Origin of the sequence: Mediterraneibacter butyricigenes (assembly GCF_003574295.1) — a bacterium.
In the GTDB taxonomy this organism is placed as follows: Bacteria; Bacillota; Clostridia; order Lachnospirales; family Lachnospiraceae; genus Mediterraneibacter_A; species Mediterraneibacter_A butyricigenes.
Genome location: NZ_BHGK01000001.1, coordinates 474733 through 498786, shown reverse-complemented (window position 1 = coordinate 498786; position 24054 = coordinate 474733). Strand labels below are relative to the sequence as shown.

Genomic DNA, 24054 nt, shown 5'->3' with positions numbered 1-24054 from the left:
CGTCGCACAAAAATGGGTATAAAAATAACAGCCAGCGAGGAACGGGTGTTCCGCTTGCGATAGCTGCCCGAAGATGATACAATATTTTTGTGAGTATTGTATGTATCTCTTCGGATATATACGTTATATACGTCCTCATATTGATTATGGGGAAACCGTTCCTGTTGGCGCAGGGGCGGTTTTTTATTATGAATATTATTTATCTTCAGTTATTTCGAGATCGAAGAGTACTCCAGTAGCGTCTTGGATGTAATGGATATCATTCGGAAACAGGGTACAATGACGACTTACCTCCTTTTCTAAAGCGGTTAACATATTTAGATGAAGTGGTTCTAATCGGAATAATCGTAATAAGTAAAATAACTGATTAATGTTGCAGGTTTTCTGCGTTAGGACAGGGCAATCAAGAACCGTTGATAATTCCTTGATCAAAGAATTATTTAATCTTAATTTTGAATGTGGAGCAAAATTGTATGTGCGCCCACCATGAGCTGCCATATTCCTATAATCTAATGAAATAAAGAGTGTACTCATAAACAATTCCTTTACGGAATCTAAAGCAGCTACTTCAGGAGAGATTCCATAGATAATATGAAGCATTTCTTCTTTAACATATTTCTTTTGAAAGCGTATAAAGTTAACAAGTGTATTCATATAAAGCCCTTTTACGAGAATCCACGGAGGAACATTATTATAATGTTGTCGGTGATATAGAATAGGCTCTCTGTTGGAACGTAATGTATGCTGCATCGTATCAAGAATAGAATCCAAAGAAAAATTTTTATTTGAAACAGGTCGATCTTTGTAGTTTTCTCGATTTAAGTAAACCGAGTCGTCTGATCCAAAGTGTTCACCTATAACATAGGATGTTACAGAGCGTAAATGGTCTTCTAGAGCAAGCATAGAAGTTAAAACCGCGTAACGGAGTTCGGCATCAAGATTAAAGAGAGAGCAAATTTGTTCGAAATAAGTGCCTTCTTTATAAAATTCATTTCCATCTTCATCAAGATAGACATAGGGTTCTTTGTAGCCGTTGATTAGGGTGTAATATCCATAAGCTTGTAACGAATCTCTTGCGAGTTTTTCGTCTAAGAACAAAAGATGTCGTCTCTTTAAAATTTCAATTTGTTCATCTATAGTAGTGAATTCTGCAATTATTTTATTGCACATAATCTTTTCCTTTCGTTAATTATGCAAAAAGAGCCCTGAAGCATTTCTACCTCAAGACTCTTCTGCAACTGGACCCCAGTCATTCACTAATTAGTGATATTATATCATACGCAAGAATCTTGTCAAGTATTCTACAAAAAAATGCTTATCATTTTGCAAAAATAATTTTCCACATTGTACCAAAATGATATTTACAGAGTGTACCAATTCTAAGTGTTTTTTGAACTCATATTCTTATAAAAAAGGCGTCTATTTTTATTTTATCTTCCCTACCATCAAATGCGGGATAAACGCAATGTAGTAATTATCCACGGTCGTTCCGATTCCGTACTTAGGAAGATTGTTATCAAAGAATTTTCTAATTATTCATCTTTAATTTTTTTGCTTTTGCTAGACGTTCTTTGAAACGTGTTAACTTGACAGAACGATCTGAACGTGTAACAGGAACATCATGTGTAAAAACATCAATTGCTGTTTTAAGAACACGGATTTCATTAGCATAGTCTTTTTTCTTCCTGTAGATAATGGCGAGTCTATCATAAGGATAATTACCGACAAAACGGTGAGAAACATTTTTTTCGTAGAGCGTTATAGCAGTATCTATATCACCTTGCTTCTCCAATTCCCTTGCGTTTAAGTTAATATCAGCAGGATCTTTTAATTTACTTAAATCAGCATTATCTGATAAAGTTACTTGAAATTTCGAATCATGTTTAACAATGACATCATGATGAGTATTGATTGCAAGTTCGCCTTTGTGGGTAGGCTTGGAATTTTCCAAATAACCGTTCTGAGTTAATAACTTCTTTTCTTTATAAAAATCTATACCGTATTTATATTCGAAGTACGAGGGGGCCTTTTGGTTGGTATATTTCTTTAGCCAATACAACAGATAAACATGTCCAGGCAATAAACCATCAGAATATCGTGTCATCGCTTCTTTTGTAGGAGTAACGCCAAACATTTTGGCTTGCTCGATCCAGTTGGTGTTTAATTCTCTATCTTGAGAAATAAATGGCATTTCAGGATATCCTTTATAAAAGGTTTTATAAAGTCTTTGACGATAACAGTTGCTGGCTTTGATACGTTGCATTTTATCTATTTGTTCGGCTGGAATAGATTTTCTGTCTATAATTTTGGAAGATGAAGAAGTGTCTTTGGGTTTAAATGCATCAAAAAATCCCATAAAATCACCTCGATTCTATATTTTCTTAAATATCATCAAGTTAGGGATAAAATAAATTGTGTAGTTATCTACAGTTTTGCACTCCCCATACTTATCTCGATAGCAGCTAATGCAGTCTTCCAGAAATTCATCCGTAACTTCCAAAAACTCTGCAATCTCATACCGGTTCTGGCAGCCGTGTTCATAGGCTTCGACCAGCCCTGCGAGTCCGATCAGGCGATTATATCCGTGCAAGCGTGCCTGACGTTCCTGTTTACGGTTCTGTACGGAATCCATATCTATGATATTCCCGTAAGAGGTTCCGTGATGTCCCATTTCTTCTGCCAGTGCACAAGCTTTCTCTGGAATCGTCATATCTTCTCGGATGGCTACAACACCATCACAATACAATCCCTTAATCCGGTCACTTTCAAATGTATAGTCCACAACTTCTATACCGTCCTCGCAGGCTTCGTCCTGTAAACATTCGTATGTGTTCATATAAGCACCTCCCACTCAAGTATATCTGATAAGCTGTCCAATAATTAGGACTGCTTTCTATTCTTTACGAACTGAGCAAACTGCTTAATTTCGTCCAGTTCGTCTTCTGTATAATCATCGCCATCGAAGTGTGCGGCGAGGGTAGTAGGCTCATAATTCTGATCCGCAACCATCCGCTCCAGTTCATCTGCACTGATTCCGAGAGCATTGCATATCTTACATACATTTACATATCCAGCTTTTTCAGCACCACGTTCCAATATTGCTTTTACAGTAGAATATGGCAGTCCCGATCTTTTTACAATGTCAGATACCTTCATATTTTGTTCTTCCATTAAGTTTCTTAGTAGTTTTGCTCGCTGATCCATATTCTTACCTCCTTGCTTGATTTGATATTACAATATTGCGTTATGAATGTAAATAGAAAATTGCAAAATTTTGCAAATAAATTGTTGACAATTGCGCAATAATGCAATATAGTAAAAATACGAATTGCGCAATTCCGCAATAAAGGGAGGTGAGAAGATGCCTGAAGTTAGATTGGATAATTTAGAGGCAGAAATGAAGAGAAAAAAGATAACCAGACATGATATAGCAACGTTGCTTAATTTATCGTACAGAACAATACATTCCAGATTTAATGGAGAATCAGACTGGGGATATTCAGAATGTGTAAAAGTGAGGGATACTTACTTCCCAGGGATGGAGTTATCGTATTTGTTCTCCACAGACACACAAAGCAGTGAGTAGGGAGGGGGTAGATAAATAGATTAGATGGTCCCAACAGCGTAAAAGTGATTAAAGTAATCGAGGTAAAAGCAAAACGTGGACTAGGAATAGAAAAAGACCCAGTACGCGAGATTACGCAGTACTGGGATATAGAGGAAAATCTTCTTGCTGAAAGAGATCCAGACCCGCAATTGCTTTCCGATCAGGTTATATGGGAGTCAAAGCGCTTGCAGAATATTATTGAGAACCACTCAAAAAATCAAAAGCTTCAGCAAGATTAAGTTCACATTCAACATATGCAATTGTGGTAGTTAAAAAGCGCTTTAAATCTTGCACATTGTAATTTTCGTGCTTACGAACATAATGGGTTTCATCGTTTCCAATCCAAGTAGAAGCTGTTGCCAGAGCTTTGATTTTAGGGTTGTCAATGTATTCCTGGATACATTTTCCTAAAAAAGAAGATATGATTTCTGATTCCTTATCAGGATGTTGTGCTATAGCATAGTCTTTTACAAGAAATTCAAGGGCTTTTCGATAGCCAATACCACAAAGTTCTGATAATCCAGCATTTTCGGCTTGTTCGGCTTGGTGATAAATTTCTACGAACTTGGGTGATAGTTCAGAAAGTTTATTAGAAAACGAAGTGGTGTTATTTGGAAATGGATATTGAACAGCAATATTACCAACACATTTATTATGGTCGATATCGTCAATAAAGTCATAGGTAACAAGAAAAGCATCTTCACATGCAGGACAGAAAAATAAGCTATATAGATGTATTGTGCCCAATGTATTTTCAAAAAAACCTGAAAAACTTGGATTAGATGAGTAAGCGGTAGAGCAACATGGACATATATGAGGTAAGTCTATATAAAAATTCCGAGGTCCAGTAAAGCGTGCTGGGTTTAAGTCATAAGCGTTAATGTTAGTGACCATAAAATCATTCCTTTCATCATTTGATAGGAAAATTATACCAGATGTCTGCAACAAGTACAAACCGTAGCACATAAACATAATCAGGGAGGTGGATAGATGGTAGTAGAAACAATATCAATCAGGGACGGAACATATCATTTTGATGATGAAGCTTACAAGGATCAGACGCCGGAACAGACAGCAAGAATCATACGGAATTATTCCGAGTTTATTACCAGGTGTCTATTGCAAAAGATAAAGACCGCCTGAGGCGGTAGAAAGGAGGACAAGCATGGAATGGGAAGATGTAAAAGAGTTGGCCGTGATCCTGTTGGAGGTAATGATTGTGGTCGGAGCAATAACTCTGTTCCCGTCAGCAGTGATTCTGCTACTGGGATAAAAAAGAGCACCCACATAAGCCGGCAAGCTTTGGGCGCTCAAGAAAATAAGTCAATTACATTATAGGAAAAGAAAGGAAATAAGTCAAATGGAGACGATAAAAATTACGACAGATAACAAGATTTCTATCATTGATCTGGATTTCAAAAGTTACAAGGCGATTCAGAAAGAGATCGGAGGACATTTCGAAACTGTGAGAACAAAGCGATTACTCGATTATTTTAAAGCACCGGTTATCATGCTGGTGGATGAAGAGGGAATCATTAAGGGACTTCCTTTCAATGCGGTAGCTTCCGGATTTTACGGAACGGATGAGCACGGGCAGCCAATCGTTGGCGATGCGATTCTGTGTCTGGCATTGGGAGAGGACATCACAGGACTTGGGGACAGAGATTCTGAACAGTGGATGAATAAGATGCTGAAAGATTTTCAGGGGTTACAGAAAAATGATGCGTAGAGAAGACTGGGATGACGATGATTTTCTCGACTGGGCGGATCAGGAACGGATCGTCCGGCAGGAGGTAAACGAGATGCAGCGGAGGAAGAAAAAAGCTGCTATATACATGGAGGTAGAAGATGGAAGAGAAATGGATCATAAACATTTCGGTCAAGAAGAAAACACACTCGTCTAAGGACAAGCAGCCGGTGACGAGACTGGAGCGGGAAACTTATGATCGACTGGCCGAGATTTCGGGAGAGATGGGAATCCCGATGAAAAAGCTGGCATCGGAACTGATCCTGGAAGCAATGAAACACATGGAATTAAATAAGACGATGCAGAAGGAGTAGGAATGGAATGGCAACATTATACGAATTAACAGAGGAATACAGACAGTTACTGGACATGATGGAAGATGATTCGGTGGATCCGGAAGTTCTGAAGGACACACTGGAGGGAGTAGACGGAGAACTGGAGATCAAAGCAGAAAATTGCGCAAAGGTCATGACGGAGCTTGGCGGAAAGATAGACCTGATCGATCGAGAGATGGAGCGTCTGAAGCAAAAGAAAGATGTGCTGAACAATAACATCAAGCGGATCAAGCAGCAGATTGAGAAATCTATGATTGATACCGGAAAGAGAAAATTTAAGACAGATCTGTTCAGCTTTGGTATTCAGAAGAACCCGCCGGCGGTTGTAATCGATCAGGAAGATCAGATCCCGGAAGAGTACTGGGTTGCACAGGAACCAAAGTTAAACCGGACAGCAATCAAGCAGTGGCTGAAAGAAAACGAAGCAGACTGGGCGCATCTGACACAGACAGAAAGTCTGCGGATTAGATAAGGAGGGGAGCGTATGTGGAAATTAAAGGCAAAGCAGACATATATGTCGGAATATGATTATGAGCGAGTAGAGGATGTAATTTTCGAGGCAGAAGACTTGGCGGAGATCAATGATATTGTTGATATGTTTAAGAAATACAGCATCGGAACCGTTGAGTTCTTCATTTCTCAGGTCCAGGAAGAAAAGGAGGCGTAAAACATGGCAATCCCAGTTTTGATTATTGGAAGATCCGGAATGGGCAAAAGCACAAGCCTCCGGAACTGTGTAGGAAATGATGATTGGAACCTGATCCGGGTTCTGGACAAGCCACTTCCATTCAAAGGGAAGATAAATGGCTGGCATTCCGATGACTATCAGCAGATCATGAAGTTGCTGATCGCGTCCAGGGCAAAAAACATCGTGATCGATGATGCAGGATACCTGATCACCAACATGTTCATGAACAAGCATAGCTCTGCCGGAGCGGGAAACGGAGTGTTTACCTTATACAACCAGATCGGGGATCATTTCTGGAACCTGATCCAGTTCATTTCCACCAAGGTACCGGCAGATAAAATCGTGTATATGATCATGCACGAGGAATCCAACGATTTAGGCGAGATCAAGCCGAAGACGATCGGAAAGCTGCTGGACGAAAAAGTCTGCGTGGAAGGCATGTTTACCATTGTTCTGCGGTGTATTGTGGAATCCGGTAAGCACCTGTTTGTGACGCAGGCAACAGATGGGGCAGTAAGTAAGTCGCCGATCGGAATGTTTGAGGGCCTGACGATTGATAACGACATTCTTTTGGTGGAAAAAGCCATCAGAGATTATTACGAAATGGGAGGAACGGAACAGAATGAGAAGACCGAATAATTATGACGAGGCGAAAGTTCAAGGCGAATATACACCGGTGGAGTTGGGCGGACATAAGATGGTGATCAAAAGCGTTGAGGAGCGAATGACTAAGACGAACAGACCGATGCTAGCGGTTTATTTCGACTTTGCTCCGGGAGATAAGCAGGCAGGATATTTCATGGAATCTTTTAAAAATGATATCCGGCCAGATAAGAAATGGCCGAATCAGGGAACGGCTTATGTTGTCGCAGAAGATGCTGAGGGGAATTGCACGTCGCAGTTAAAGACACTGTGCACATGCACCGAACATTCCAATGCCGGGTTTGAGTGTTGGAAACCAGATGGAACACTTGATATTGTCGGCATGAAGAACAAGCTGATCGGAGGCGTGTTCGGTCCACAAAAAGACTATTACGACGGTAAAGTACTGGACAAGCGAGTCTTCCGGTGGTTCATGTCGATTGATAAGGTTGCGGAGGCTCAGATTCCGAGAGAGTCGGAAACGAAGGCCTATAGAGATTATCAGGAAGGACATGCGCAGATGCCTTCGCCGGACGCTGATGGATTCATGAATATCCCGGATGGAATTGATGAAGAGCTGCCGTTTAACTAGGAGTTGATTAAATGGATATACAAATTGATACAAGGGAAAAACAGCGTGCTATCCGTAAGATCATAAAGACATTCGATGAGAATGGTGTGAAACATTTCTCCAGCAAATTGTTGGTTGGTGATTATATGAGTCTGGATAATCCTAGGCTCATTATCGACCGGAAGCAGAACCTGCAGGAATTATGCGGGAATGTCTGCCAGCAGCATGAACGATTCAAACGGGAGCTTCTGAAAGCGATTGACGCCGGCATACAGCTTGTGATTCTGGTGGAACATGGGGCTGATATTAAAAGCCTGGAGGACGTATGGTTCTGGAAGAATCCTAGAAAACATGAAGTGAGATGGCGGATGGTGAACGGAAAACGTGAAAAATATGTGGTATCAGCCAAGGCAGTAGACGGAAATCAGTTATATAAATCATTGTGCACCATCCGTGATCGTTATAATGTCCGGTTTGAGTTCTGCGAAAAGAAAGATACCGGAAAAGAGATCATGCGAATCCTGTCAGGAGATGGAGAGATTGACCAGCGAAGAAATTAAGCAGACATATAGCATGCGGGATATTTTAAGCAGGTGCGGACTGCCTCAGCCAAACAGGGCTGGGTTCATTCAATGTCCGTTCCATAAGGGAGACAGGGAAGCGTCCATGAAGATCTACGAACATGACTTTCATTGTTTTGGATGCGGAGCGAATGGCGATATCTTCCGATTTGTCCAAATGTATGACGGGCTTTCTTTTAAAGATGCGTTCCTGTCTCTCGGTGGAACCTATGAGAAGCCGACCTTCGAGTCAAAGCTGGCAATCTACAAAGCAAAAAAAGCAAGAGAGATGCGGAAAAAAGAAGAAATCCGTAACAGGGAAAAGAAGAAACTGAATAACGATCTGATCGATATTTACCGGGATTGTTATAGAAAGGCGGAGCCGTTCTCTGATGCGTGGTGCGACTCTTACAATGCATTGCAGTACCAACTGTATCTGCATGAAGTATACGCTCAGGAGGAGGCGAGGAAAACATTGTGCAGCCATTAAGTAAATATGACAGAAAAACCATTCTTGCAGAAGAGGTCTTCATAGAGATCTTCGAGCAGGAGGACGAGATAAAGAAAGCCCAGATGCTGCTGTCTTTTCAGGACAGGGCAAAGGAACTGGGCGTGAAATCCCAGTTCGATATGCTGGTCCGGGCATATAGAAGGGTAGAAAAAGAATCCAAGGCACAAAGGCGAACACAGAACAGTCTATTGGAGAACTGGACGAACTTTACCGGAAAGTATGAAGCAATGAAGTGCGGTTCCTGGATCGCTTCGGACGATGGGATTCATACATTTAACAAGGATTATACCAACGAAGTCATTGTATGCTATCATCCGATCCTGCCGATCGGTAGACTGAAGAACTTAGAAACCGGTGAAGAACAGATTCGGTTAGCCTACAAACGGAATCATAAATGGACGGAGATCACGATTTCGAAAGACATGATCACGTCTGCCAGTAAGATCGTTCAGCTTTCAAAGCTTGGAGTTTCGGTTACATCAGAAAATGCCAAGCTGCTGGTGAAATATCTGTCAGATGTGGAAAATCTGAACGATGATGATATCCCAGTCCAGAAATCGACTTCGAAACTGGGATGGATCGGTCAGGACTTTATTCCTTACGATACCGACATTATTTTCGACGGAGATATGCAGTTCAAACAGCTCTATGAATCCATAGGATGCTATGGAAATAAACAGATGTGGATGGATCATGTTCTGGAACTGCGAAAGAGTGGCCGGATGGAGATTAAATTCTTCCTGGCGGCGTCCTTTGCCAGCGTATTGGTTGGGATGACAGGAGCCCTTCCGTTCATTGTGGACCTGTGGGGTGAAACGGAAGGAGGTAAGTCCGTGGCAATGATGCTTGCGGCATCCATCTGGGCAAATCCAGCGGACAGCATGTACATCGGAGATTTCAAGACAACAGACGTGCAGCTGGAAGTCCGGTCGGATCTGTTGAACCATCTGCCGCTGATGCTGGATGATTCCAGCAAAGTCAGTGCAAGGATCCGGGATAATTTCGAAGGAGTAGTATATGATCTGTGTTCCGGAAAAGGAAAAAGCCGTTCCAACAGAGAACTGGGAATCCGAAAAGAGAGCCGGTGGAAGAATGCAATTCTGACCAACGGGGAGCGTCCGTTGAGTTCTTATGTGACGCAGGGCGGAGCCATCAACCGAATCCTGGAAGTGGAATGTAAAGAAAAAGTGTTCCAAGATCCGCAATACACAGCAGAACTGCTGAAGAAGAATTATGGATTTGCGGGGAAAAGGTTTATCCGGATCCTGAAAGAAATGGGAGTGGATGAGATCAAAGAAATGCAGCAGAAGATTCAAAAGGAAATTTACCGGGACGATGCGATGCAAAAGCAGAGCATTGCGCTTTCTGTGATTCTGACGGCAGATAAGATTGCCACAGAGCACATTTTTCATGATGGCCAGTATATCGACCTGGAAGATGCAAGGAGTCTTCTTGCCAGTCAGAGTGAAGTCTCGGAGCATGAACGCTGCTATCGATACCTGATTGATAAGATCAGCATGAACCACCAGAGATTCGATCCGGCGGTCAATATGGAGCAATGGGGCGTTCTGGAGGACGGATATGCTGTGATGCACCCTCAGGCAGTAAAAGATCTGTGCAGAAATGGAGAGTTTTCCTACAAAGCGTTTATGAACTGGGCGGATCGGCAGGGGCTTATTCAGACGGATGGAACGAATAAGACAAAGGTCAAAAAGATCGACGGAAGATCTGTGCGATGCGTCTGGCTGAAGCTGAATGAATTCGAAGACAGGGATGGATTCAGTCCCGTGAAGATAGGTGACGAAGAAGAAAATGTTCCGTTTGAGCAGGAAGAATTGCCGTTTAAATAAGGGCAAGGGTTACAAAGTTACAAAAGTTACACTCACTTTTCTTATATAAAAAAAGTTTTTTGTGAGTGTTTTATATAAAAAGTTTTTCCATACGAGGAAAATGCATGTAACTTCTGTAACCGTAATAAAAAAACGTGATAAACGTTGAAAATACGCGGTTTTATGGTTACAAAACGAAATGTAACCATCTAAGAAAAAGTGTAACAATGTCAAAAAACTGTAACTTTTAAAATACGGAGGGCATTATGCATGAAAAAATAGCAGATATCCAGAATTCAATCTGGAAAGCCTATAAGGATTATACAAGACACAGGGACATGAAGCAATACCAGGCGGATATGCGGAAGGTCGGTGTGAAGTATCAGAACGATCCATTGATGTTAAGATTTTATAACAATCTGGCAATCACATGGACGCCGGTAATCGTAGCAATCCAGCAGGAATGGAACCGGAGGGAACAAGCATGAATGAAGAGAAATGGTATCTGAATATTACATATCCGGAATTAAAAGACATTATCCTCGAAAGCATCGCGAATATGACAAGAGAATTTGTGGCTGTGGGGTATTACCTGAAATACGTTCGGGATCATGAGATGTATCTGGCTGATGGGTATGCATCAATCTGGGAATTTGCTGAGGACCTGTATGGAATCCAGAGATCAACCTGTTCCAGGTGGATGGCAATCAATGACCGGTTTTCGGTCCAGGGTAATTCACCAGTTCTGGATGAGCGGTATCGACAATACGGAAAGAGTCAGTTGCAGGAGATGCTGTATCTGGATGATAAGCAGATCGAGGAAGTAAAACCGGATATGACTGTGAAAGATATCCGGGAGATCAGGAAACCTGAACAAGTTCCGGAAGAACAGATTTCTGGTCAGATGAATGTGGAAGATTATCCGGAAATCCTGCCAGATGATAAGCCTGAGATGGTTGAGCAAGATGCGATGTGCGATGTCGCACATGATGAGACACCCGAGCTGGTGGAAGATGTGGTGATCGAGCCGGTAGCTGAAGTGATAGAAGAATCGGATCCAGTGGAACTGTATGAGGAGACATCTGGCAAGAGTGATCTCGAGATTGCAAGGGAAGAGAATGAAAAGGCTCGGAGATATCTGGAGATGGCTAAGGAAGAATTTGGTCCGAATGATATCAGAATCCGGAAACAGAAGATCTTGGCTGCGGCACTGGCAGGATATATCTGTGAGGTGGATGCAATCGAAAACCCACCAGAAGAACAAGAACAGCCGGAACTTCCAAAACTTAAGAATAATACTCAGCGAGAAGAATGGCTGAATAACTATCAAGACTGGGGATTATGGTATTACGATGATCACATTGATGTGAATTATTACAAGTACGATTTTGCGGATGGTAGCCGGCTGGTGGTTACGGAATATCCTCAGAGGGAACAAGGTTGGAAATGCGAGCCTCGTGATGAGCATTATTACCATCTGTTGGAGAAGGAAAAGAGAAAAGCCGGCACAAGAGATGAGACTTATGATCAGCAGTATATACACTATGCAGAGAGTAAGACGTACCTGATAGAATTCCTGAAGAATTTGCAGAAGGGAGAACGATAATGGGAATGGATTTTAATTTTTCCGAGGGCTTCATGCATGATTTGATGGAAATCCTGAAAGAATGCGACAAGCGGAATGAAAGCTGTGGGCGCTTAACGTTTGCTTTTGGAGAAGATATCCTGAACGTAGACATTGAGTTCTCGGTTGAAGAAAAAGCGGAAGAGGTGGACGCATGAGTTGGATAAGAGAAAGCAGTAGAACAGGAGCGCTGGAAGCATTTTTGAAAGGGGGAAAGGTGCTAGTGCTTACGGAGTTTGATGATGGGAGCGTTGCAATCCAGAGATTGGAAGAATTATTACCGGAAGACACAAGGTATCTGGTGGACGCAGTTCCGGCGGTAGAAAATCCGGAATTCAAACAGGCAATTGAAGAAATGGTGAAGCAGAAGACGGAGGAACTGACAGAAGAAAGTATTGCCCCCCCCCGATGAGCCAGAGGAGACTGAGATGAAAACGAAAAGAAAATCAACCCCGCTTCCGGAAAGCGAGCATGAAGATCGCAGAACCATAATTGGAGAACTGGTGGAGCAAGGCTACCAGAACAAGGAGATCGCAGAGAAGACTGGTATCCCTGTTGGAACGGTTGGGACTTACGCAGCCATGTTCCGGAAACAGAAAAAGGAAGCGGAGAAAGGAAAAACCGAAAAGAATGCGGATCGGCATCTGTGTATGTCCTGCAAGTACCGAAGTGCGCGGACAGAAGTCAATGGATGTGACTATGCAGGGATTATGGAGCACAGCCGAGGATGCACAGTAGAAGAGTGCACGGTGTATGAAAAGGGAACAAGGTTGAAGATGAAGGAGTGGAACGAATGAGCAGAATGATTAGCGTGGACGGATTGGTGCATGGACTGTCAGCAGACTATATGACCGGGAGGAAGACACTGCTGCAGGTGATTGATGAGCAGCCAACAGCGTTTGACCGGTATGCAGTGATCGAGCAGTTGAAGGAGAAAAGCCGGTATGCGAGGATTGTCGGAGAGGACAAGCCCTGTGAGCTGCTGAAGCTGGCAGAGGTGATTGAGATCGTGGAAGGTGGAGGAGTAGATGGGCAAGGTTGATGAGTATACATCCGGCAGGATGCAGGGACTACTACGGGCAAGAGACCTTGTGAAAGCCTGGATGCCATTACCAGAGCCGTATCGTGAAGTAACTGACGAAGAGAACCTGGAATCAAGGAAGTAGATATGATTGCGAGGAAGAGACAAGAAAACAAAGGCATATGATAAACTCCGCAAGGACGATGTCTTTGAAAAGAGAGTAGACGAGGCAGCCAGAGAACGGTTTCGCAGACCGGCATATCAGGCAGGGAGTATGGTGCAGGCGCAGGGGAGACAACTGGAGCACCGGACGTTGATCGAGTACATGGCAGAGCGGTGTGATATTAAGGCGGACTTGGAGGGAGAGACCGATGGAAAGAAACATTCTGGTTGAGTATGCAGACATGTTGGAAGAAATTAAAGACTTGAGGAGAAGAATCCAGGATGATCAGAAAAAGATCAATCAGCTGAGCCAGACCATTGTTTCGGATTCCGTGACTTGCGGGAAGAAAGGAAAGAAGCCGCTGCGGACGGTCAAGATCAAAGGCTTTCCTAACATGGAGATCAATCGCCGGATCGGGCTTCTGAAGAAGCGGAAAGCCAAGATGATGCTTCTGGAAAGTGACCTGTTGGAAAAGCAGATCCAGGTGGAGGAGTACATAGACGGAATTGACAAGAGTGAGCTGCGGATGATGTTCCGGCTATATTATCTGGATAATCTGACATGGTATCAGGTCGCTCTCCAAATGAACCAGATCTTCCCAAAACGCCGGATCAAGTACACAGAAGATAGCTGCCGGATGCGGAACAAAAGATATTTTGAAAAAATTGAAGAAAATTAAAAAATGTTCGGCAATGTTCGCTAAAATCGTGTTAGTATGTTAAAAAGCCAAAAATTTCATAGATGAAAAGCTCTCAGAAGAAGGTGATCCGAAAGGGTTGCCTTTTTCTATTGGAGTGAATGGGAGGTGAGGATGTGCAGGAAAGAACTTTTGAAAATCAGCAAAAGATGATATTTGATGGCGTGGGAGAATTTCAGATCCCAGAGATTGAACCTACATATTTTGATTCTTGCGATTTCATTTCCTTCAATTATGCAAAGAGCTGTAAGAAGCGACAGAATAAAGGCTGCCATTTCTTTATTGATGACTATCAGTTTCAAAGATTGTGGAATCAGCCGGACAAGTATCTCGATATGCTGATGGAGTTTAGATATGTATGCAGTCCGGATTTTAGTACCTATACAGATTTTCCGAAGGCATTGCAGATATATAATCATTTTCGAAAACACTGGATAGGAGCTTACCTGCAAATGTACGGAGTGGATGTGATCCCGACGATCAGCTGGAGTACAGAAGAATCGTTTGAGTGGTGCTTTGATGGAGAACCTGTTGGCGGAGTCGTTGCGGTTTCCAGTGTGGGAACGCAGAACAGCAGAATAAAAAGGGAGTTGTTTATACGAGGCTATAAAGAAATGGTCAGACGCTTGCAGCCGGAGACGATTATCTTTTACGGCAATGTTCCGGAGGAATGCACAGAAAATATTGTGCGGATTAAGGCATTCAGTGAGAAATTTAACGAGGCGAGATGCGATGGGTGGTAGAGGATCGGCAAGCGGAAAGAAAGCACATTTGCCTAATTATAAAAACGCTGTGATAGACACGCATGGAAAGTTTAAAAATTATTTGCTAAATCCTACAAAAAGCGCCGGAAAGGCTGACTTTTTTAATTCAATAGGTTATAATATGAGAAATTATAAAACTTTTGAAAGGGATATAAGAAGTGGATTAAAAAATAATCCAGCGATTGTATATAAGACAAATAAATATGGACATACAGCGTATTCGGTTGATATGGAATTGGGAATTAATAAGAAAAAGAATGTAATAACCGGATGGCAAATTGATAATGGCGAGAAAAAACCGAGATTTATTACGGCATACCCGAAAAAGAAAGGTGGAAAATAATGTTTTCTGAATATGACAAGGTAAAAATTAAAGAAACAGGGAAACATGGCGTGATAGTTTGCATAGATACAGATGGCGGGACTAAACCGCCGATATATTTTGTGGAAATCGATCAGGCTGAAAAAACAGAGCATGACGAAGAAAATATGATTTGGTGTGAAGAAGACGAGCTGGTACGAGCATAAAATAAAGAGAGTTTTATTATAAGTATTGGTTAAAAGGGACTCAGCAATGAGTCTCTTTTTGTGTGTGGAAGGAAGGCAAACATGGGAGGTGAGTCTGAGTGACTGAAAAACAGAAAAGATTTTGTGATGAGTACCTGATTGATTGTAACGCCACCCGGGCTTACAAGGCAGTTTATAAAAATGTGAAAAGTGATGAAACAGCTAAATCAGCAGCGAGCAGATTGTTAACTAATGTTAACGTTAAAAAATATATAGATGACCGGATGGAAGAAATCCACAACGAAAAGACGGCCGATGCCCAGGAAGTAATCGAGTACCTGACAAGCGTCATGCGTGGAGAATCCGCATCGGAAGAAATCGTTGTGGAAGGAATAGGCGACGGATGCAGCACAGCGAGGGCGATAGAGAAAGCACCATCAGAGAAAGACAGGCTAAAGGCTGCTGAACTGCTTGGAAAGCGGTATGGACTGTATACTGACAAGGTGGAGATGGATACTGATCTGGACCTCAACATCACGATTGACTACGGTAAGGGTGATACCGGATGAACATAAATGTTCAGGCAAATGTCTGCTTCAAAGAGGTTGATCAGAGCCAGAAACGATACATCGTAATGAAAGGCTCTGCTGGATCCGGAAAAAGTATGGATACAGCACAGCATTATATTCTGCGGTTGATGAATGATCCGGGGCGGAATCTTCTGTGTGTCCGGAAGGCAGATGTCACGAATAGAGATAGCACTTTTGCAGAATTGCAGGGTGCTATTTTTCGTATGTTTGGCGAGCAGTACAAGAGATACTGGTATATTAACAGTTCCAACATGCTGTTGGAATGCAAAAGCAACCATAACCAGATTATCTTCCGAGGCGTGAATGATGAGAAGCAGCGGGAAAAGCTGAAATCTATTACCTTTAAGCGAGGGAAGCTTACGGATGTCTGGATTGAAGAAGCCACGGAGATCACGCAGTCGGATTTTGAGATTATCGATGACCGTTTGCGAGGGGAGCTTCCACAGGGACAGTTCTACCAGATCAGACTGACGTTCAATCCGGTATCGGCACATCATTGGATCAAGAAAGTATTCTTTGACCGAGAAGATACGGATGTTCTGACGCATCAGTCTACCTACGAGAACAACCGGTTTATTGATGAGGCGTATCACAGACGTATGCTTCGGCGTAAGGAAGTGGATCCTGAAGGATACAGAGTCTATGGTTTGGGTGAATGGGGTGAAGTTGCCGGTCTGATCCTGAAGAATTATGTCGTAGAAGAATTCGATCGAAGCCCGGAACGCTTTGACTATATGGTCAATGCACAGGACTTTGGTTTCAACCATGCAAACTGTATTGGGGAGGTTGGATTCAAGGATGGGGAGTTGTTCCTGTGCCGTGAGTTGTATGTGTACGAGATGGATACGGATGAGATCATTCGGTTGGCTGAGGGGAAATTTAACAAAAGGCTTAATATGTGGTGTGACTCCGCAGAGCCGGATCGAATCAAGATGTGGAAGAAAGCGGGATATAGGGCAAAGCCGGTCAATAAGGAACGGAACAGTGTTCATGCTCAAATCGATTATTTGAAACAGCACAGGATCCACATTTACCCGACCTGTGTAAACACCATAAAGGAAATCCAACAATGGAAGTGGAAGAAGGATGAGCGTACAAACACTTATCTGGAGGAACCAGTTCCATTTTTTGATGATGCAATGGCAATGCTACGCTATTCCATTGAGCAGGAGAGAAAAGCTCCGGCCAGACTGAACAGAAATATCAAGGGAGGGCTGTAAGATGCAGAACTTATATAGACTGCCGTCAGAGGAAGAACTGACGGACGACAAACTGAATGAATTTATTGCCAGGCATGCTGCTGAATGTTCCTTCCGGTACAGACAGTTGCAAGATGCCTACGAAACGGAGTATCCAATCTTCTTAGAACCGGCAAAGCCAAAATGGAAACCGGACAATCGGATTGCTGTGAATTTTGCCAAGTATATCGTGGATACGATGAACGGCTTTTTTATTGGGCATCCGATCAAGCTGCAGGTAGATGACGATGAAGCCGTCAAGAACTATGTAGAATTGTTGGATCAGTACAATGATCAGGATGACAACAATGCAGAGCTGTCCAAGATCTGCAGTATCTTTGGCAAGGGCTATGAAATGTATTATGTGGATGAAGAGAGCAACATCTGCATTACTTACCTGAGTCCGATGGATGCTTTCGTGATCTACGATGATTCCGTCTTACAAAGAGAACGCTATTTTGTGAGATTGTACGTTGATGCAGATCAGGTTCTGCACGGTAGCCTGTCTGACGAAGAAAAAGTACGCTGGTTCACAATCAAAGGCAAGCTTGTCTGGGATGAAGATGAGAAGCTGCATGGCTTTGACGGAGTGCCTGCTACAGAGTATGTTGAGAACAAGGAGCGAATGGGAATCTTTGAGCCGGTGCTGACCATGATCAATGCCTATAACAAGGCTATCAGCGAAAAGGCAAATGATGTGGATTATTTTGCGGATGCCTACCTGAAGATCTTAGGCCCTCTGCTAGAAGAAGATGAATTGAAGCATGTGAGAGATGACCGAATCATCAATTTTGACGGAGATGCGGAGCAGGTGATTGTGGATTTCTTACAGAAGCCGGACGGAGACACAACGCAGGAACATCTGATTGATCGATTAGAGAAGCTTATCTTCCAGATTAGCATGGTTGCGAATATTTCGGATGAGAACTTCGGAACGAGCTCTGGAATTGCTATGAAGTATAAGCTGCAGGCCATGAGCAACTTGGAAAAGACCAAGGAGCGGAAATTCACTTCCGGAATGAACCGGAGATACCGGCTAATCTTTTCAAATCCGGTCTCTGGAATGAAAAAAGATGCCTGGGTGAAGATTCATCCGCATTTCACACCGAACTTCCCGGCAAACCTGCAGGAAGAAGCTGAAATTGCAAGGAATATAGATGGACTTGTGAGTCAGGAGACGCAGTTGGGTGTTCTTTCGATTGTGGATAACACAACGGAAGAGATCAAAAGAATGGATGATGAGAAGAAAGAGAGTTCCGGAACTTCTGATCTGACGAGGTTGTTCGGATTGAATAACGATGGAACCGGTGGTGATGGAGATGGCACAGAAAATCGTACAGAAGAGTAAGAGCAGTACCGAATACTGGCGAAAAAGAGAAGAAGAGAACCTGAAAAAGAATCTTCTGACCGAAGAAGAGTATGTACAGCATATTCATGACATTCTGGACTATACCGCAGATCAGATCCAGAGAGAGATCAATGGATTCTATACCAAGTATGCTAGGCAGGAAGGTATTTCTCTTGCGGAGGCGAAGCGCCGGATCAAGTCCGCTGACGTGGAAGAATTTGCCCGGAAAGCGAAGAAGTATGTGAAAGAAAAGAACTTCTCCAAGCAGGCAAATGAGGAGATGCGTCTGTACAATGCCACCATGAAGATCAATCGCTTGGAACTGCTGAAAGCAAACATCGGTCTGGAGCTGGTTTCCGGGTTCGACGAGCTGCAAAAGTACAACGAGGAGATCCTGACGGACCGGACGAAAGAGGAACTGGAGCGTCAGGCCGGAATCCTTGGCGGAACAGTCCAGAACAATGAGAAGATGGTCAGCTCCATCGTCAACGGTTCTTTTCACAATGCGACCTATTCGGAGAGGATCTGGCTGTATCAGGACATGATGAGGAACGAGCTGGACAAGCTCCTGAGGCAGGGGCTAATTCAGGGGAAGAATCCCAGACAGCTGGCGACACATCTTCAGAAGCTGTTCGGAACATGTAAGTACGTGGCAGAACGTCTGATGCGGACAGAACTGGCGAGAGTCCAGATCGATGCACAGAAGCAGTCCTTTGAAAAGAACGGGTATGAGCAGTATACGTTCCTGTCTTTGGGAAGTGCCTGTGGCTCCTGTCAGTCGTTGAACGGAAAGCACTTCGAGGTGTCGAAGATGATGCCGGGAGACAATGCTCCGCCGATCCATCCGAACTGCCGGTGCTCTGTATCTGCTTATATAGACGATGACAGCTATAATGAATGGCTAGATACGTATCAAGAGCATGGATTGAGCTATGAGGAGTGGATGGAGAGAAATTCAGTTGCAAAGAGTGGTAGAAGTGATATAATTGAACCAGAAGATGAAGGGGCTTTATTTACTGATCCAAGGAATATGCCTAATAATTTGGAGGAGATGTCCTTACAAGTAAATAATTTTCTTGATTCATTAAATCTTCCAAGCAGCAAATGGAGTGGAATAACAAAGGTTGTAGAACGTAAAGATTTACCAAGAGCTATTGGAAGAACCAAATCTAATGGTGATATATTGTTGAGATCGGGTGCTGGAGTTAAAACAGTAATTCACGAACATTTGCATACGAGATCTGTTTTGTATAATACGAGAGCATATCGAAAATATAAATGGTTTGAAGAAAATGCATGTGAGATGCTTGCAGAAGAGTTATGTAATAAATATGGAGTAAAATATACGAGGACATATAAAAGAGTGGTGGAGCCACTAAGAGATATAGCAAGAACTACGAACTATTATGTGTCAGACTATGATTTCGCAGTGGACTATTTTAATGCAGGCATTGAAAATAGAGAACAATGGCTGATAGAATTAGCAAATAAAGAAAAGGATTTATCCGTAAAGGAGCGTATACTCAAATCAATAGAGGAGATTAGAAATGTCAAAAAGCCTTAAAGAGCTAGAAGAAATGATTTTTGAAGGAGATAGAACGGATGAGGAATGGCTGAGAGTAGAAAAGGAAGTAGAAGAAGCATGGGAATATTCAAGTGATGAGGAAAAGCGTGACTTTGAAGAAAGCGGTGCTGGGGATATGCTTGGTCAAATATTGGAATACTTATGAGAAGGCGTAAAATGGCAAGAACTAACATGAACAATCATTCAGATGATATGAGTGTGGATGAATTAATTGGAAAAATATACGAATTCGAGGGAAATGCGGAAGAATGGCTTGAGTTTGAAAAAGAGGTTCGAGAAAAAATAAAGAACTTTTCTGATGCAGAAAATGAAATCTTGATAGATTCGGAGGCTATGGAGTCATTGACTATGATTTGTGAAGGAATTCGGGCAAATGTCAAAAAAACTTAAAGAGTTATGGACACTATAAAAATCATCCTTCACAGTTTAGAGTTGGTGATTGGCGTGATGAATTTAGAGCAAGTTAATGTGCTGCATTAAACGCTCCAAATTTAAGTGCTGAAGAAAGAAGAATGTTAATGCTTGATGCGTATGATAGGGCAAAAGAAGCGGGAGTCAGAGTTAGATACAATAAAGAAGCAAGGAGGCTTATTTATGGTTACGATGAATGAGCATGATTATAAGGTGCTATATGAAAAATTGAATAATCCGGATAAAAAAGTAATTTGTCCCCGTTGTGGAAATGAGATTATTCGCGAAAAAAGAGGTAATTCTATAGCCGTTGAATGCAAAACAAAAGGCTGTATTTACGGAGGAGTTAGAGGGATTTAGTTACCACCAGTCGAGAGACCGGTGGTATTTTTATGTGCATTTTTAGGAGGTAAGACCATGAAAACAAACCCTGAAACACAAGAAAGATGGATTGAAGCGGTAAAAAGCTGCGGACAGTCATTGATTGATAATGCCGAAGAAATTGCCGGAGATTATGAGTATGAAACCGGAGTAGATATTACAATTTCGCTCAAGCCGAACGAAATTGCGGAAATAAAAGTTGCGACAACCTTTATCCCGAAAACCAGAAATGGGGAAGGAATAGTGACTCTTCCAAATGGAGCAACAGATAATAAATACCGATTCTTTAATGAGGAGAGATAAAGTGAATATACCAAAGTCAGTCAAAATTCTGTATAAGAATTATAAGATCGAAAGACGAGAGGAACTGCACGATGGAGCGGAAGAGTTATATGGACAGATTCAGTATCTGGAAGAAAAGATTCTGCTTCGGGAGGGTGTGTCTGTGGAACAGCAGGAGGCAACGCTTTGCCATGAAATGTTGCACGGACTGGATGATATGTATTCTATCGGTTTAAAAGAAAAGCAAGTAGAAAAGCTGGGAAATGCATTGTATATGTTGATTCGGGATAATCCGGAGATTTTCAGACAGGGAGGCGAGAAGCATGGCAACATCAACCATTAATATTTTAATCATTTGCATTGCCATCATTATCCTGGCACGGACAGGACGATGAAAGCGACGTACATCGTGACCGATGTGGCGGATCGGATTGCTCCGAAGTGGCTGGCGAACCGGATCAGCTACAAAGGAGTGAAGTTTCTGTATACGTTCGATGACGGGAAATCTGTACTGAAGGGAGTGAGGATTGGCGATGAAGTGGCAAGAATCGGGGATGCGATACATTTTGACGGGAATCGGATGTCAATAGAGAGGCGGTGATCCTTACATCTCCCACCGGCAGGGAACGACCGGAAGAAAAAGGAGTGGTGTGATTTGATTGAGGTAAGCGTGAGGCTGGATGGAATTACGATATCCGGTCATGCAAATTATGCACCGGAAGGATCCGACGTGGTATGTGCTGCGATTACGGTCCTGACGCAGACGCTGATCCAGTCGTTAGAAGACTTATCAGCAGATAAAATTAAATACGAAATGTCGCCCGGATGGGTTGATATAAAATGCAGGAATCTGTCAGAGGAAGGTTGTCTTCTGGTGGATTCCTTTTTCATTGGCATCTGTATGGTGTCCTATGAGTTTCCGGAGTATGTCCGGATCGTGTAACGGGTGTGTCCGAAATGACGTAAAACTATGGTTCGACGGAATGCCCTGGGCTTCAGTGAATGGGGTGGGCCAGAAAGGATAAATATATGAAACACATGAACAACTTTTATGGTGGTTGGAGAATTCCAATGACCAATTTGCAGCTGTTTGCGGAAGGTGATGGAGACGACGGCGGATCCGGAGACGGAAACGGTGACGGTACCGGAACAGGGGATGGAAATGGTGAAGGAAACAATGGAAATGGTTCGATGTCATTTGACGACTTCCTGAAAGGGGAAGGGAATCAGGCAGAGTTTGACCGCAGAGTCCAGAAAGCAGTCAAGACTGCAGTGACCAATGCACAGGAGAAATGGCAGGCACTGACAGATGACAAGCTGTCGGAAGCGGAGAAACTGGCGAAGATGACCAAGGAAGAGAAGACGGAGTATGAAATGAACAAGCTGAAAAAGCAGCTCGCAGATCTTCAGAAGCAGTCAAATCGTTCTGATATGGCAAAGACTGCAAGAAAGATGCTTCAGGATGAAGAGATTAACCTTCCAGATGAATTGCTTGGACATCTGATCACAGACGATGCTGATGGAACAAAGAAAGCGGTAGAGTCTTTTGCGAAGCTGTTTAAAGAGGCAGTTCTGGCCGAAGTAAAGCAGACTTTAAAGGGGAAAACTCCAAGAGCAGGTTCAGGTGGCAAGGGAACTATGACAAAAGAACAGATTCTGGCAATTAAGAATCCGTCAGAGAGACAGAAACTGATTGCTGAAAATCTGGAATTATTTCAATAGAAGAAAGGTAGGAAGATTATGAATAAGAATAGAAAATTCGGTTTACAGATTTTTGCAGCTCCGGACAATATGACCGGGACAGCACAGGCTCAGACAAGAGCGAGAGAAATTGATTTTGTAACATCTTTTAGCAAAGACTTACAGGCGTTGCTGGATGTTATGGGTATTACCCGAATGATCAAAAAGGAGAATGGTTCTACTTTAAAGACCAAAAAGGTTACCGGAACACTGCAGAGCGGTGCGGTAGCGGAAGGAGATGAAATTCCGCTGTCTCAGTACCAGGTGGAAGAAGTGCCGTTCGATACAATCCGCATCGAAAAGTACAGAAAGGGAGTATCTCTGGAAGCGATTGCAGAAAAAGGCTATGATGCTGCAGTTCAGTCCACGGATGATGAATTCAAGTCTGATCTGATCAATGTGGTAACTGGAAAATTCTACACGCAGCTGAAAGCAGGCTCTCTTGTAGGGCACGAATCCACCTGGCAGATGGCTGCTGCTATGGCGATCGGAAAAGTTGTGGACAAGTTCCAGAAAATGAAGAGAACTGCAACTGGTGTGGCGCTCTGGGTGAACACACTGGACGTGTATAAATACGTCGGTGCTGCTGACATTACTCTTCAGACCGCTTTTGGATTTAAGTATGTGACGGATTTCATGGGAGCAGATGTCGTGTTTGTTTCTTCTGAGATTCCGGAAAATGTAGTTGTAGCGACTCCGCTGAACAACCTGGTTGCATACTATGTTGATCCGGGCGATTCTGAATTTGTCAGAGCCGGACTGTCTTATACAACAGATCCTGAGACTGGTTTCATTGGATTCCATGCTCAGGGCACTTATGAAAGAGCAATTTCTGACATGTTTGCGATCATGGGCCTGAGATTGTTCTGTGAATATCAGGATGCCATTGCGTATATTGCAGTTGGCGGAGCTGATACACAGACACTTGGAACCCTGACCGTAACATCAAAAGCAGGAAGCGAGACAGGAAAGACAAAGCTGTCTGTATCAGAACAGCTGCAGTCTCCGAGAAACTGTTGGAAGTATAAGGATGCGGCATCTGCTACTTCCGTGACTTACGGAATGGATGTGAAAAACTGGAGCAAATGGGATGGAGAATCCGAGATTAGCTCCACGGCAACACACCACATTACTGTAGTGGAATGTGATCAGAACTACAAAGCCGTGAAGTCCGGTGATGTGGCTGTTACAGTCAATGCTGGAGATTAAGGAG

General features: G+C 42.9%; 42 protein-coding genes. 37 read left to right on the top strand and 5 right to left on the bottom strand.

Annotated features, from left to right (window positions below; genetic code table 11):
- Positions 1–195 precede the first annotated feature (195 nt).
- From KGMB01110_RS02465 to KGMB01110_RS02450, 4 genes are all read right to left on the bottom strand, one after another.
- Positions 196–1170: an Abi family protein gene (locus KGMB01110_RS02465; RefSeq protein ID WP_119297456.1), complete on the bottom strand. Its 975-nt coding sequence runs from the start codon at positions 1168–1170 to the stop codon at positions 196–198.
- 358 nt (positions 1171–1528) lie between these two features.
- The gene (locus KGMB01110_RS02460) at positions 1529–2356 is read right to left on the bottom strand and encodes a hypothetical protein (protein ID WP_119297455.1); all 828 of its coding nucleotides are present in this window, start codon (positions 2354–2356) and stop codon (positions 1529–1531) included.
- A gap of 15 nt (positions 2357–2371) precedes the next feature.
- Positions 2372–2836, bottom strand: a complete 465-nt coding sequence (locus KGMB01110_RS02455; RefSeq protein ID WP_119297454.1) for a M78 family metallopeptidase domain-containing protein — start codon at positions 2834–2836, stop codon at positions 2372–2374.
- A 44-nt stretch (positions 2837–2880) separates the two neighbouring features.
- Positions 2881–3204: a helix-turn-helix domain-containing protein gene (locus KGMB01110_RS02450; protein ID WP_119297453.1), complete on the bottom strand. Its 324-nt coding sequence runs from the start codon at positions 3202–3204 to the stop codon at positions 2881–2883.
- A gap of 157 nt (positions 3205–3361) precedes the next feature.
- Here KGMB01110_RS02450 and KGMB01110_RS02445 point away from each other — a divergent pair, with 157 nt between their 5' ends.
- Complete coding sequence (locus KGMB01110_RS02445) at positions 3362–3586, top strand: XRE family transcriptional regulator (protein ID WP_119297452.1); 225 nt, start codon at positions 3362–3364, stop codon at positions 3584–3586.
- A 216-nt stretch (positions 3587–3802) separates the two neighbouring features.
- On the opposite strand, the gene KGMB01110_RS02435 is transcribed toward KGMB01110_RS02445, so the two are convergent.
- Positions 3803–4501, bottom strand: coding sequence for a DUF4145 domain-containing protein (locus KGMB01110_RS02435; protein WP_170141679.1), 699 nt, complete (start codon positions 4499–4501; stop codon positions 3803–3805).
- A gap of 96 nt (positions 4502–4597) precedes the next feature.
- Here KGMB01110_RS02435 and KGMB01110_RS14875 point away from each other — a divergent pair, with 96 nt between their 5' ends.
- From KGMB01110_RS14875 to KGMB01110_RS02280, 36 genes are all read left to right on the top strand, one after another.
- A complete protein-coding gene (locus KGMB01110_RS14875) occupies positions 4598–4750 on the top strand; it encodes a hypothetical protein (protein ID WP_156085431.1) in 153 nt (50 codons plus the stop codon).
- Between the two features lie 217 nt (positions 4751–4967).
- Positions 4968–5336 carry a DUF3846 domain-containing protein gene (locus tag KGMB01110_RS02430; RefSeq protein ID WP_119297450.1) on the top strand — a complete coding sequence of 123 codons (369 nt, stop codon included), beginning with the start codon at positions 4968–4970 and terminating at the stop codon, positions 5334–5336.
- A complete protein-coding gene (locus KGMB01110_RS15005; protein WP_170141678.1) occupies positions 5326–5511 on the top strand; it encodes a hypothetical protein in 186 nt (61 codons plus the stop codon). Before KGMB01110_RS02430 ends, KGMB01110_RS15005 begins: the two co-directional genes overlap by 11 nt.
- Positions 5456–5668 (top strand): hypothetical protein, encoded by a 213-nt coding sequence (locus tag KGMB01110_RS02425; RefSeq protein ID WP_119297449.1) that lies wholly within the window; start codon positions 5456–5458, stop codon positions 5666–5668. The genes KGMB01110_RS15005 and KGMB01110_RS02425 overlap by 56 nt, the downstream gene beginning before the upstream one ends.
- A gap of 7 nt (positions 5669–5675) precedes the next feature.
- The gene (locus KGMB01110_RS02420; RefSeq protein ID WP_119297448.1) at positions 5676–6161 is read left to right on the top strand and encodes a siphovirus Gp157 family protein; all 486 of its coding nucleotides are present in this window, start codon (positions 5676–5678) and stop codon (positions 6159–6161) included.
- 12 nt (positions 6162–6173) lie between these two features.
- Entirely contained in the window at positions 6174–6356 is a 183-nt protein-coding gene (locus KGMB01110_RS02415; RefSeq protein ID WP_119297447.1) for a hypothetical protein, read from the top strand.
- A gap of 3 nt (positions 6357–6359) precedes the next feature.
- Entirely contained in the window at positions 6360–7016 is a 657-nt protein-coding gene (locus KGMB01110_RS02410; protein ID WP_119297446.1) for an AAA family ATPase, read from the top strand.
- Positions 7000–7611, top strand: coding sequence for a hypothetical protein (locus tag KGMB01110_RS02405; RefSeq protein WP_119297445.1), 612 nt, complete (start codon positions 7000–7002; stop codon positions 7609–7611). Before KGMB01110_RS02410 ends, KGMB01110_RS02405 begins: the two co-directional genes overlap by 17 nt.
- A gap of 11 nt (positions 7612–7622) precedes the next feature.
- Positions 7623–8150 (top strand): ERCC4 domain-containing protein, encoded by a 528-nt coding sequence (locus KGMB01110_RS02400; protein WP_119297444.1) that lies wholly within the window; start codon positions 7623–7625, stop codon positions 8148–8150.
- Entirely contained in the window at positions 8131–8640 is a 510-nt protein-coding gene (locus KGMB01110_RS02395; RefSeq protein ID WP_119297443.1) for a CHC2 zinc finger domain-containing protein, read from the top strand. The genes KGMB01110_RS02400 and KGMB01110_RS02395 overlap by 20 nt, the downstream gene beginning before the upstream one ends.
- Positions 8628–10511: a DUF927 domain-containing protein gene (locus KGMB01110_RS02390; protein WP_119297442.1), complete on the top strand. Its 1884-nt coding sequence runs from the start codon at positions 8628–8630 to the stop codon at positions 10509–10511. Before KGMB01110_RS02395 ends, KGMB01110_RS02390 begins: the two co-directional genes overlap by 13 nt.
- Positions 10512–10756: 245 nt before the next feature.
- Complete coding sequence (locus tag KGMB01110_RS02385; protein ID WP_119297441.1) at positions 10757–10978, top strand: hypothetical protein; 222 nt, start codon at positions 10757–10759, stop codon at positions 10976–10978.
- A complete protein-coding gene (locus tag KGMB01110_RS02380; protein WP_119297440.1) occupies positions 10975–12096 on the top strand; it encodes a hypothetical protein in 1122 nt (373 codons plus the stop codon). Before KGMB01110_RS02385 ends, KGMB01110_RS02380 begins: the two co-directional genes overlap by 4 nt.
- Positions 12096–12272 carry a hypothetical protein gene (locus tag KGMB01110_RS14870; protein ID WP_156085430.1) on the top strand — a complete coding sequence of 59 codons (177 nt, stop codon included), beginning with the start codon at positions 12096–12098 and terminating at the stop codon, positions 12270–12272. Before KGMB01110_RS02380 ends, KGMB01110_RS14870 begins: the two co-directional genes overlap by 1 nt.
- Positions 12269–12526 (top strand): hypothetical protein, encoded by a 258-nt coding sequence (locus KGMB01110_RS02375; RefSeq protein ID WP_119297439.1) that lies wholly within the window; start codon positions 12269–12271, stop codon positions 12524–12526. The genes KGMB01110_RS14870 and KGMB01110_RS02375 overlap by 4 nt, the downstream gene beginning before the upstream one ends.
- A gap of 16 nt (positions 12527–12542) precedes the next feature.
- A complete protein-coding gene (locus tag KGMB01110_RS02370) occupies positions 12543–12911 on the top strand; it encodes a helix-turn-helix domain-containing protein (protein WP_119297438.1) in 369 nt (122 codons plus the stop codon).
- Positions 12908–13156 (top strand): hypothetical protein, encoded by a 249-nt coding sequence (locus tag KGMB01110_RS02365; protein ID WP_119297437.1) that lies wholly within the window; start codon positions 12908–12910, stop codon positions 13154–13156. Before KGMB01110_RS02370 ends, KGMB01110_RS02365 begins: the two co-directional genes overlap by 4 nt.
- Complete coding sequence (locus tag KGMB01110_RS14865; RefSeq protein ID WP_156085429.1) at positions 13143–13280, top strand: hypothetical protein; 138 nt, start codon at positions 13143–13145, stop codon at positions 13278–13280. The genes KGMB01110_RS02365 and KGMB01110_RS14865 overlap by 14 nt, the downstream gene beginning before the upstream one ends.
- A 6-nt stretch (positions 13281–13286) precedes the next feature.
- A complete protein-coding gene (locus KGMB01110_RS02360) occupies positions 13287–13529 on the top strand; it encodes a hypothetical protein (RefSeq protein ID WP_119297436.1) in 243 nt (80 codons plus the stop codon).
- A complete protein-coding gene (locus tag KGMB01110_RS02355; protein WP_243112634.1) occupies positions 13507–13977 on the top strand; it encodes a hypothetical protein in 471 nt (156 codons plus the stop codon). The genes KGMB01110_RS02360 and KGMB01110_RS02355 overlap by 23 nt, the downstream gene beginning before the upstream one ends.
- Positions 13978–14111: 134 nt before the next feature.
- On the top strand, positions 14112–14738 hold the full coding sequence (locus KGMB01110_RS02350) for a DUF4417 domain-containing protein (protein ID WP_243112633.1): 627 nt from the start codon (positions 14112–14114) through the stop codon (positions 14736–14738).
- Positions 14728–15102 carry a DUF6883 domain-containing protein gene (locus tag KGMB01110_RS02345; RefSeq protein ID WP_119297434.1) on the top strand — a complete coding sequence of 125 codons (375 nt, stop codon included), beginning with the start codon at positions 14728–14730 and terminating at the stop codon, positions 15100–15102. Before KGMB01110_RS02350 ends, KGMB01110_RS02345 begins: the two co-directional genes overlap by 11 nt.
- On the top strand, positions 15102–15287 hold the full coding sequence (locus tag KGMB01110_RS02340; RefSeq protein ID WP_119297433.1) for a hypothetical protein: 186 nt from the start codon (positions 15102–15104) through the stop codon (positions 15285–15287). The genes KGMB01110_RS02345 and KGMB01110_RS02340 overlap by 1 nt, the downstream gene beginning before the upstream one ends.
- A gap of 98 nt (positions 15288–15385) precedes the next feature.
- Positions 15386–15835, top strand: a complete 450-nt coding sequence (locus tag KGMB01110_RS02335) for a terminase small subunit (RefSeq protein ID WP_119297432.1) — start codon at positions 15386–15388, stop codon at positions 15833–15835.
- A complete protein-coding gene (locus KGMB01110_RS02330) occupies positions 15832–17076 on the top strand; it encodes a PBSX family phage terminase large subunit (RefSeq protein ID WP_119297431.1) in 1245 nt (414 codons plus the stop codon). The genes KGMB01110_RS02335 and KGMB01110_RS02330 overlap by 4 nt, the downstream gene beginning before the upstream one ends.
- Position 17077: 1 nt before the next feature.
- The gene (locus tag KGMB01110_RS02325) at positions 17078–18442 is read left to right on the top strand and encodes a phage portal protein (RefSeq protein ID WP_119297430.1); all 1365 of its coding nucleotides are present in this window, start codon (positions 17078–17080) and stop codon (positions 18440–18442) included.
- Positions 18414–20006 carry a minor capsid protein gene (locus KGMB01110_RS02320; protein ID WP_119299040.1) on the top strand — a complete coding sequence of 531 codons (1593 nt, stop codon included), beginning with the start codon at positions 18414–18416 and terminating at the stop codon, positions 20004–20006. Before KGMB01110_RS02325 ends, KGMB01110_RS02320 begins: the two co-directional genes overlap by 29 nt.
- A complete protein-coding gene (locus KGMB01110_RS02315; protein WP_119297429.1) occupies positions 19990–20172 on the top strand; it encodes a hypothetical protein in 183 nt (60 codons plus the stop codon). The genes KGMB01110_RS02320 and KGMB01110_RS02315 overlap by 17 nt, the downstream gene beginning before the upstream one ends.
- Positions 20173–20183: 11 nt before the next feature.
- Positions 20184–20417 (top strand): hypothetical protein, encoded by a 234-nt coding sequence (locus tag KGMB01110_RS02310; RefSeq protein ID WP_119297428.1) that lies wholly within the window; start codon positions 20184–20186, stop codon positions 20415–20417.
- Positions 20418–20621: 204 nt separating this feature from the next.
- Positions 20622–20798: a hypothetical protein gene (locus tag KGMB01110_RS14860; RefSeq protein WP_156085428.1), complete on the top strand. Its 177-nt coding sequence runs from the start codon at positions 20622–20624 to the stop codon at positions 20796–20798.
- Positions 20799–20855: 57 nt separating this feature from the next.
- On the top strand, positions 20856–21122 hold the full coding sequence (locus KGMB01110_RS02305; RefSeq protein WP_119297427.1) for a hypothetical protein: 267 nt from the start codon (positions 20856–20858) through the stop codon (positions 21120–21122).
- Position 21123: 1 nt separating this feature from the next.
- Positions 21124–21444 (top strand): hypothetical protein, encoded by a 321-nt coding sequence (locus KGMB01110_RS02300; RefSeq protein WP_119297426.1) that lies wholly within the window; start codon positions 21124–21126, stop codon positions 21442–21444.
- Positions 21445–21492: 48 nt separating this feature from the next.
- Positions 21493–21702 carry a cupin domain-containing protein gene (locus tag KGMB01110_RS02295; protein WP_119297425.1) on the top strand — a complete coding sequence of 70 codons (210 nt, stop codon included), beginning with the start codon at positions 21493–21495 and terminating at the stop codon, positions 21700–21702.
- A 54-nt stretch (positions 21703–21756) separates the two neighbouring features.
- Positions 21757–22044 carry a ribosomal-processing cysteine protease Prp gene (locus tag KGMB01110_RS02290; RefSeq protein WP_119297424.1) on the top strand — a complete coding sequence of 96 codons (288 nt, stop codon included), beginning with the start codon at positions 21757–21759 and terminating at the stop codon, positions 22042–22044.
- A gap of 128 nt (positions 22045–22172) precedes the next feature.
- The gene (locus KGMB01110_RS02285; protein ID WP_243112631.1) at positions 22173–22823 is read left to right on the top strand and encodes a DUF4355 domain-containing protein; all 651 of its coding nucleotides are present in this window, start codon (positions 22173–22175) and stop codon (positions 22821–22823) included.
- An 18-nt stretch (positions 22824–22841) separates the two neighbouring features.
- A complete protein-coding gene (locus tag KGMB01110_RS02280; RefSeq protein WP_243112629.1) occupies positions 22842–24050 on the top strand; it encodes a hypothetical protein in 1209 nt (402 codons plus the stop codon).
- The last annotated feature ends 4 nt before the right edge of the window (positions 24051–24054 follow it).

Excerpts from the sequence above, each read along its gene's own strand:
- KGMB01110_RS02465 (WP_119297456.1), bottom strand. The coding sequence starts at position 1,170 with ATGTGCAATAAAATAATTGCAGAATTCACTACTATAGATGAACAAATT.
- KGMB01110_RS02460 (WP_119297455.1), bottom strand. The coding sequence starts at position 2,356 with ATGGGATTTTTTGATGCATTTAAACCCAAAGACACTTCTTCATCTTCC.
- KGMB01110_RS02455 (WP_119297454.1), bottom strand. The coding sequence starts at position 2,836 with ATGAACACATACGAATGTTTACAGGACGAAGCCTGCGAGGACGGTATA.
- KGMB01110_RS02450 (WP_119297453.1), bottom strand. The coding sequence starts at position 3,204 with ATGGATCAGCGAGCAAAACTACTAAGAAACTTAATGGAAGAACAAAAT.
- KGMB01110_RS02445 (WP_119297452.1), top strand. The coding sequence starts at position 3,362 with ATGCCTGAAGTTAGATTGGATAATTTAGAGGCAGAAATGAAGAGAAAA.
- KGMB01110_RS02435 (WP_170141679.1), bottom strand. The coding sequence starts at position 4,501 with ATGGTCACTAACATTAACGCTTATGACTTAAACCCAGCACGCTTTACT.
- KGMB01110_RS14875 (WP_156085431.1), top strand. The coding sequence starts at position 4,598 with ATGGTAGTAGAAACAATATCAATCAGGGACGGAACATATCATTTTGAT.
- KGMB01110_RS02430 (WP_119297450.1), top strand. The coding sequence starts at position 4,968 with ATGGAGACGATAAAAATTACGACAGATAACAAGATTTCTATCATTGAT.
- KGMB01110_RS15005 (WP_170141678.1), top strand. The coding sequence starts at position 5,326 with ATGATGCGTAGAGAAGACTGGGATGACGATGATTTTCTCGACTGGGCG.
- KGMB01110_RS02425 (WP_119297449.1), top strand. The coding sequence starts at position 5,456 with ATGGAAGAGAAATGGATCATAAACATTTCGGTCAAGAAGAAAACACAC.
- KGMB01110_RS02420 (WP_119297448.1), top strand. The coding sequence starts at position 5,676 with ATGGCAACATTATACGAATTAACAGAGGAATACAGACAGTTACTGGAC.
- KGMB01110_RS02415 (WP_119297447.1), top strand. The coding sequence starts at position 6,174 with ATGTGGAAATTAAAGGCAAAGCAGACATATATGTCGGAATATGATTAT.
- KGMB01110_RS02410 (WP_119297446.1), top strand. The coding sequence starts at position 6,360 with ATGGCAATCCCAGTTTTGATTATTGGAAGATCCGGAATGGGCAAAAGC.
- KGMB01110_RS02405 (WP_119297445.1), top strand. The coding sequence starts at position 7,000 with ATGAGAAGACCGAATAATTATGACGAGGCGAAAGTTCAAGGCGAATAT.
- KGMB01110_RS02400 (WP_119297444.1), top strand. The coding sequence starts at position 7,623 with ATGGATATACAAATTGATACAAGGGAAAAACAGCGTGCTATCCGTAAG.
- KGMB01110_RS02385 (WP_119297441.1), top strand. The coding sequence starts at position 10,757 with ATGCATGAAAAAATAGCAGATATCCAGAATTCAATCTGGAAAGCCTAT.
- KGMB01110_RS02380 (WP_119297440.1), top strand. The coding sequence starts at position 10,975 with ATGAATGAAGAGAAATGGTATCTGAATATTACATATCCGGAATTAAAA.
- KGMB01110_RS14870 (WP_156085430.1), top strand. The coding sequence starts at position 12,096 with ATGGGAATGGATTTTAATTTTTCCGAGGGCTTCATGCATGATTTGATG.
- KGMB01110_RS02375 (WP_119297439.1), top strand. The coding sequence starts at position 12,269 with ATGAGTTGGATAAGAGAAAGCAGTAGAACAGGAGCGCTGGAAGCATTT.
- KGMB01110_RS02370 (WP_119297438.1), top strand. The coding sequence starts at position 12,543 with ATGAAAACGAAAAGAAAATCAACCCCGCTTCCGGAAAGCGAGCATGAA.
- KGMB01110_RS02365 (WP_119297437.1), top strand. The coding sequence starts at position 12,908 with ATGAGCAGAATGATTAGCGTGGACGGATTGGTGCATGGACTGTCAGCA.
- KGMB01110_RS14865 (WP_156085429.1), top strand. The coding sequence starts at position 13,143 with ATGGGCAAGGTTGATGAGTATACATCCGGCAGGATGCAGGGACTACTA.
- KGMB01110_RS02355 (WP_243112634.1), top strand. The coding sequence starts at position 13,507 with ATGGAAAGAAACATTCTGGTTGAGTATGCAGACATGTTGGAAGAAATT.
- KGMB01110_RS02345 (WP_119297434.1), top strand. The coding sequence starts at position 14,728 with ATGGGTGGTAGAGGATCGGCAAGCGGAAAGAAAGCACATTTGCCTAAT.
- KGMB01110_RS02340 (WP_119297433.1), top strand. The coding sequence starts at position 15,102 with ATGTTTTCTGAATATGACAAGGTAAAAATTAAAGAAACAGGGAAACAT.
- KGMB01110_RS02330 (WP_119297431.1), top strand. The coding sequence starts at position 15,832 with ATGAACATAAATGTTCAGGCAAATGTCTGCTTCAAAGAGGTTGATCAG.
- KGMB01110_RS02325 (WP_119297430.1), top strand. The coding sequence starts at position 17,078 with ATGCAGAACTTATATAGACTGCCGTCAGAGGAAGAACTGACGGACGAC.
- KGMB01110_RS02320 (WP_119299040.1), top strand. The coding sequence starts at position 18,414 with ATGGCACAGAAAATCGTACAGAAGAGTAAGAGCAGTACCGAATACTGG.
- KGMB01110_RS02315 (WP_119297429.1), top strand. The coding sequence starts at position 19,990 with ATGTCAAAAAGCCTTAAAGAGCTAGAAGAAATGATTTTTGAAGGAGAT.
- KGMB01110_RS02310 (WP_119297428.1), top strand. The coding sequence starts at position 20,184 with ATGGCAAGAACTAACATGAACAATCATTCAGATGATATGAGTGTGGAT.
- KGMB01110_RS14860 (WP_156085428.1), top strand. The coding sequence starts at position 20,622 with ATGGTTACGATGAATGAGCATGATTATAAGGTGCTATATGAAAAATTG.
- KGMB01110_RS02305 (WP_119297427.1), top strand. The coding sequence starts at position 20,856 with ATGAAAACAAACCCTGAAACACAAGAAAGATGGATTGAAGCGGTAAAA.
- KGMB01110_RS02295 (WP_119297425.1), top strand. The coding sequence starts at position 21,493 with ATGAAAGCGACGTACATCGTGACCGATGTGGCGGATCGGATTGCTCCG.
- KGMB01110_RS02285 (WP_243112631.1), top strand. The coding sequence starts at position 22,173 with ATGACCAATTTGCAGCTGTTTGCGGAAGGTGATGGAGACGACGGCGGA.
- KGMB01110_RS02280 (WP_243112629.1), top strand. The coding sequence starts at position 22,842 with ATGAATAAGAATAGAAAATTCGGTTTACAGATTTTTGCAGCTCCGGAC.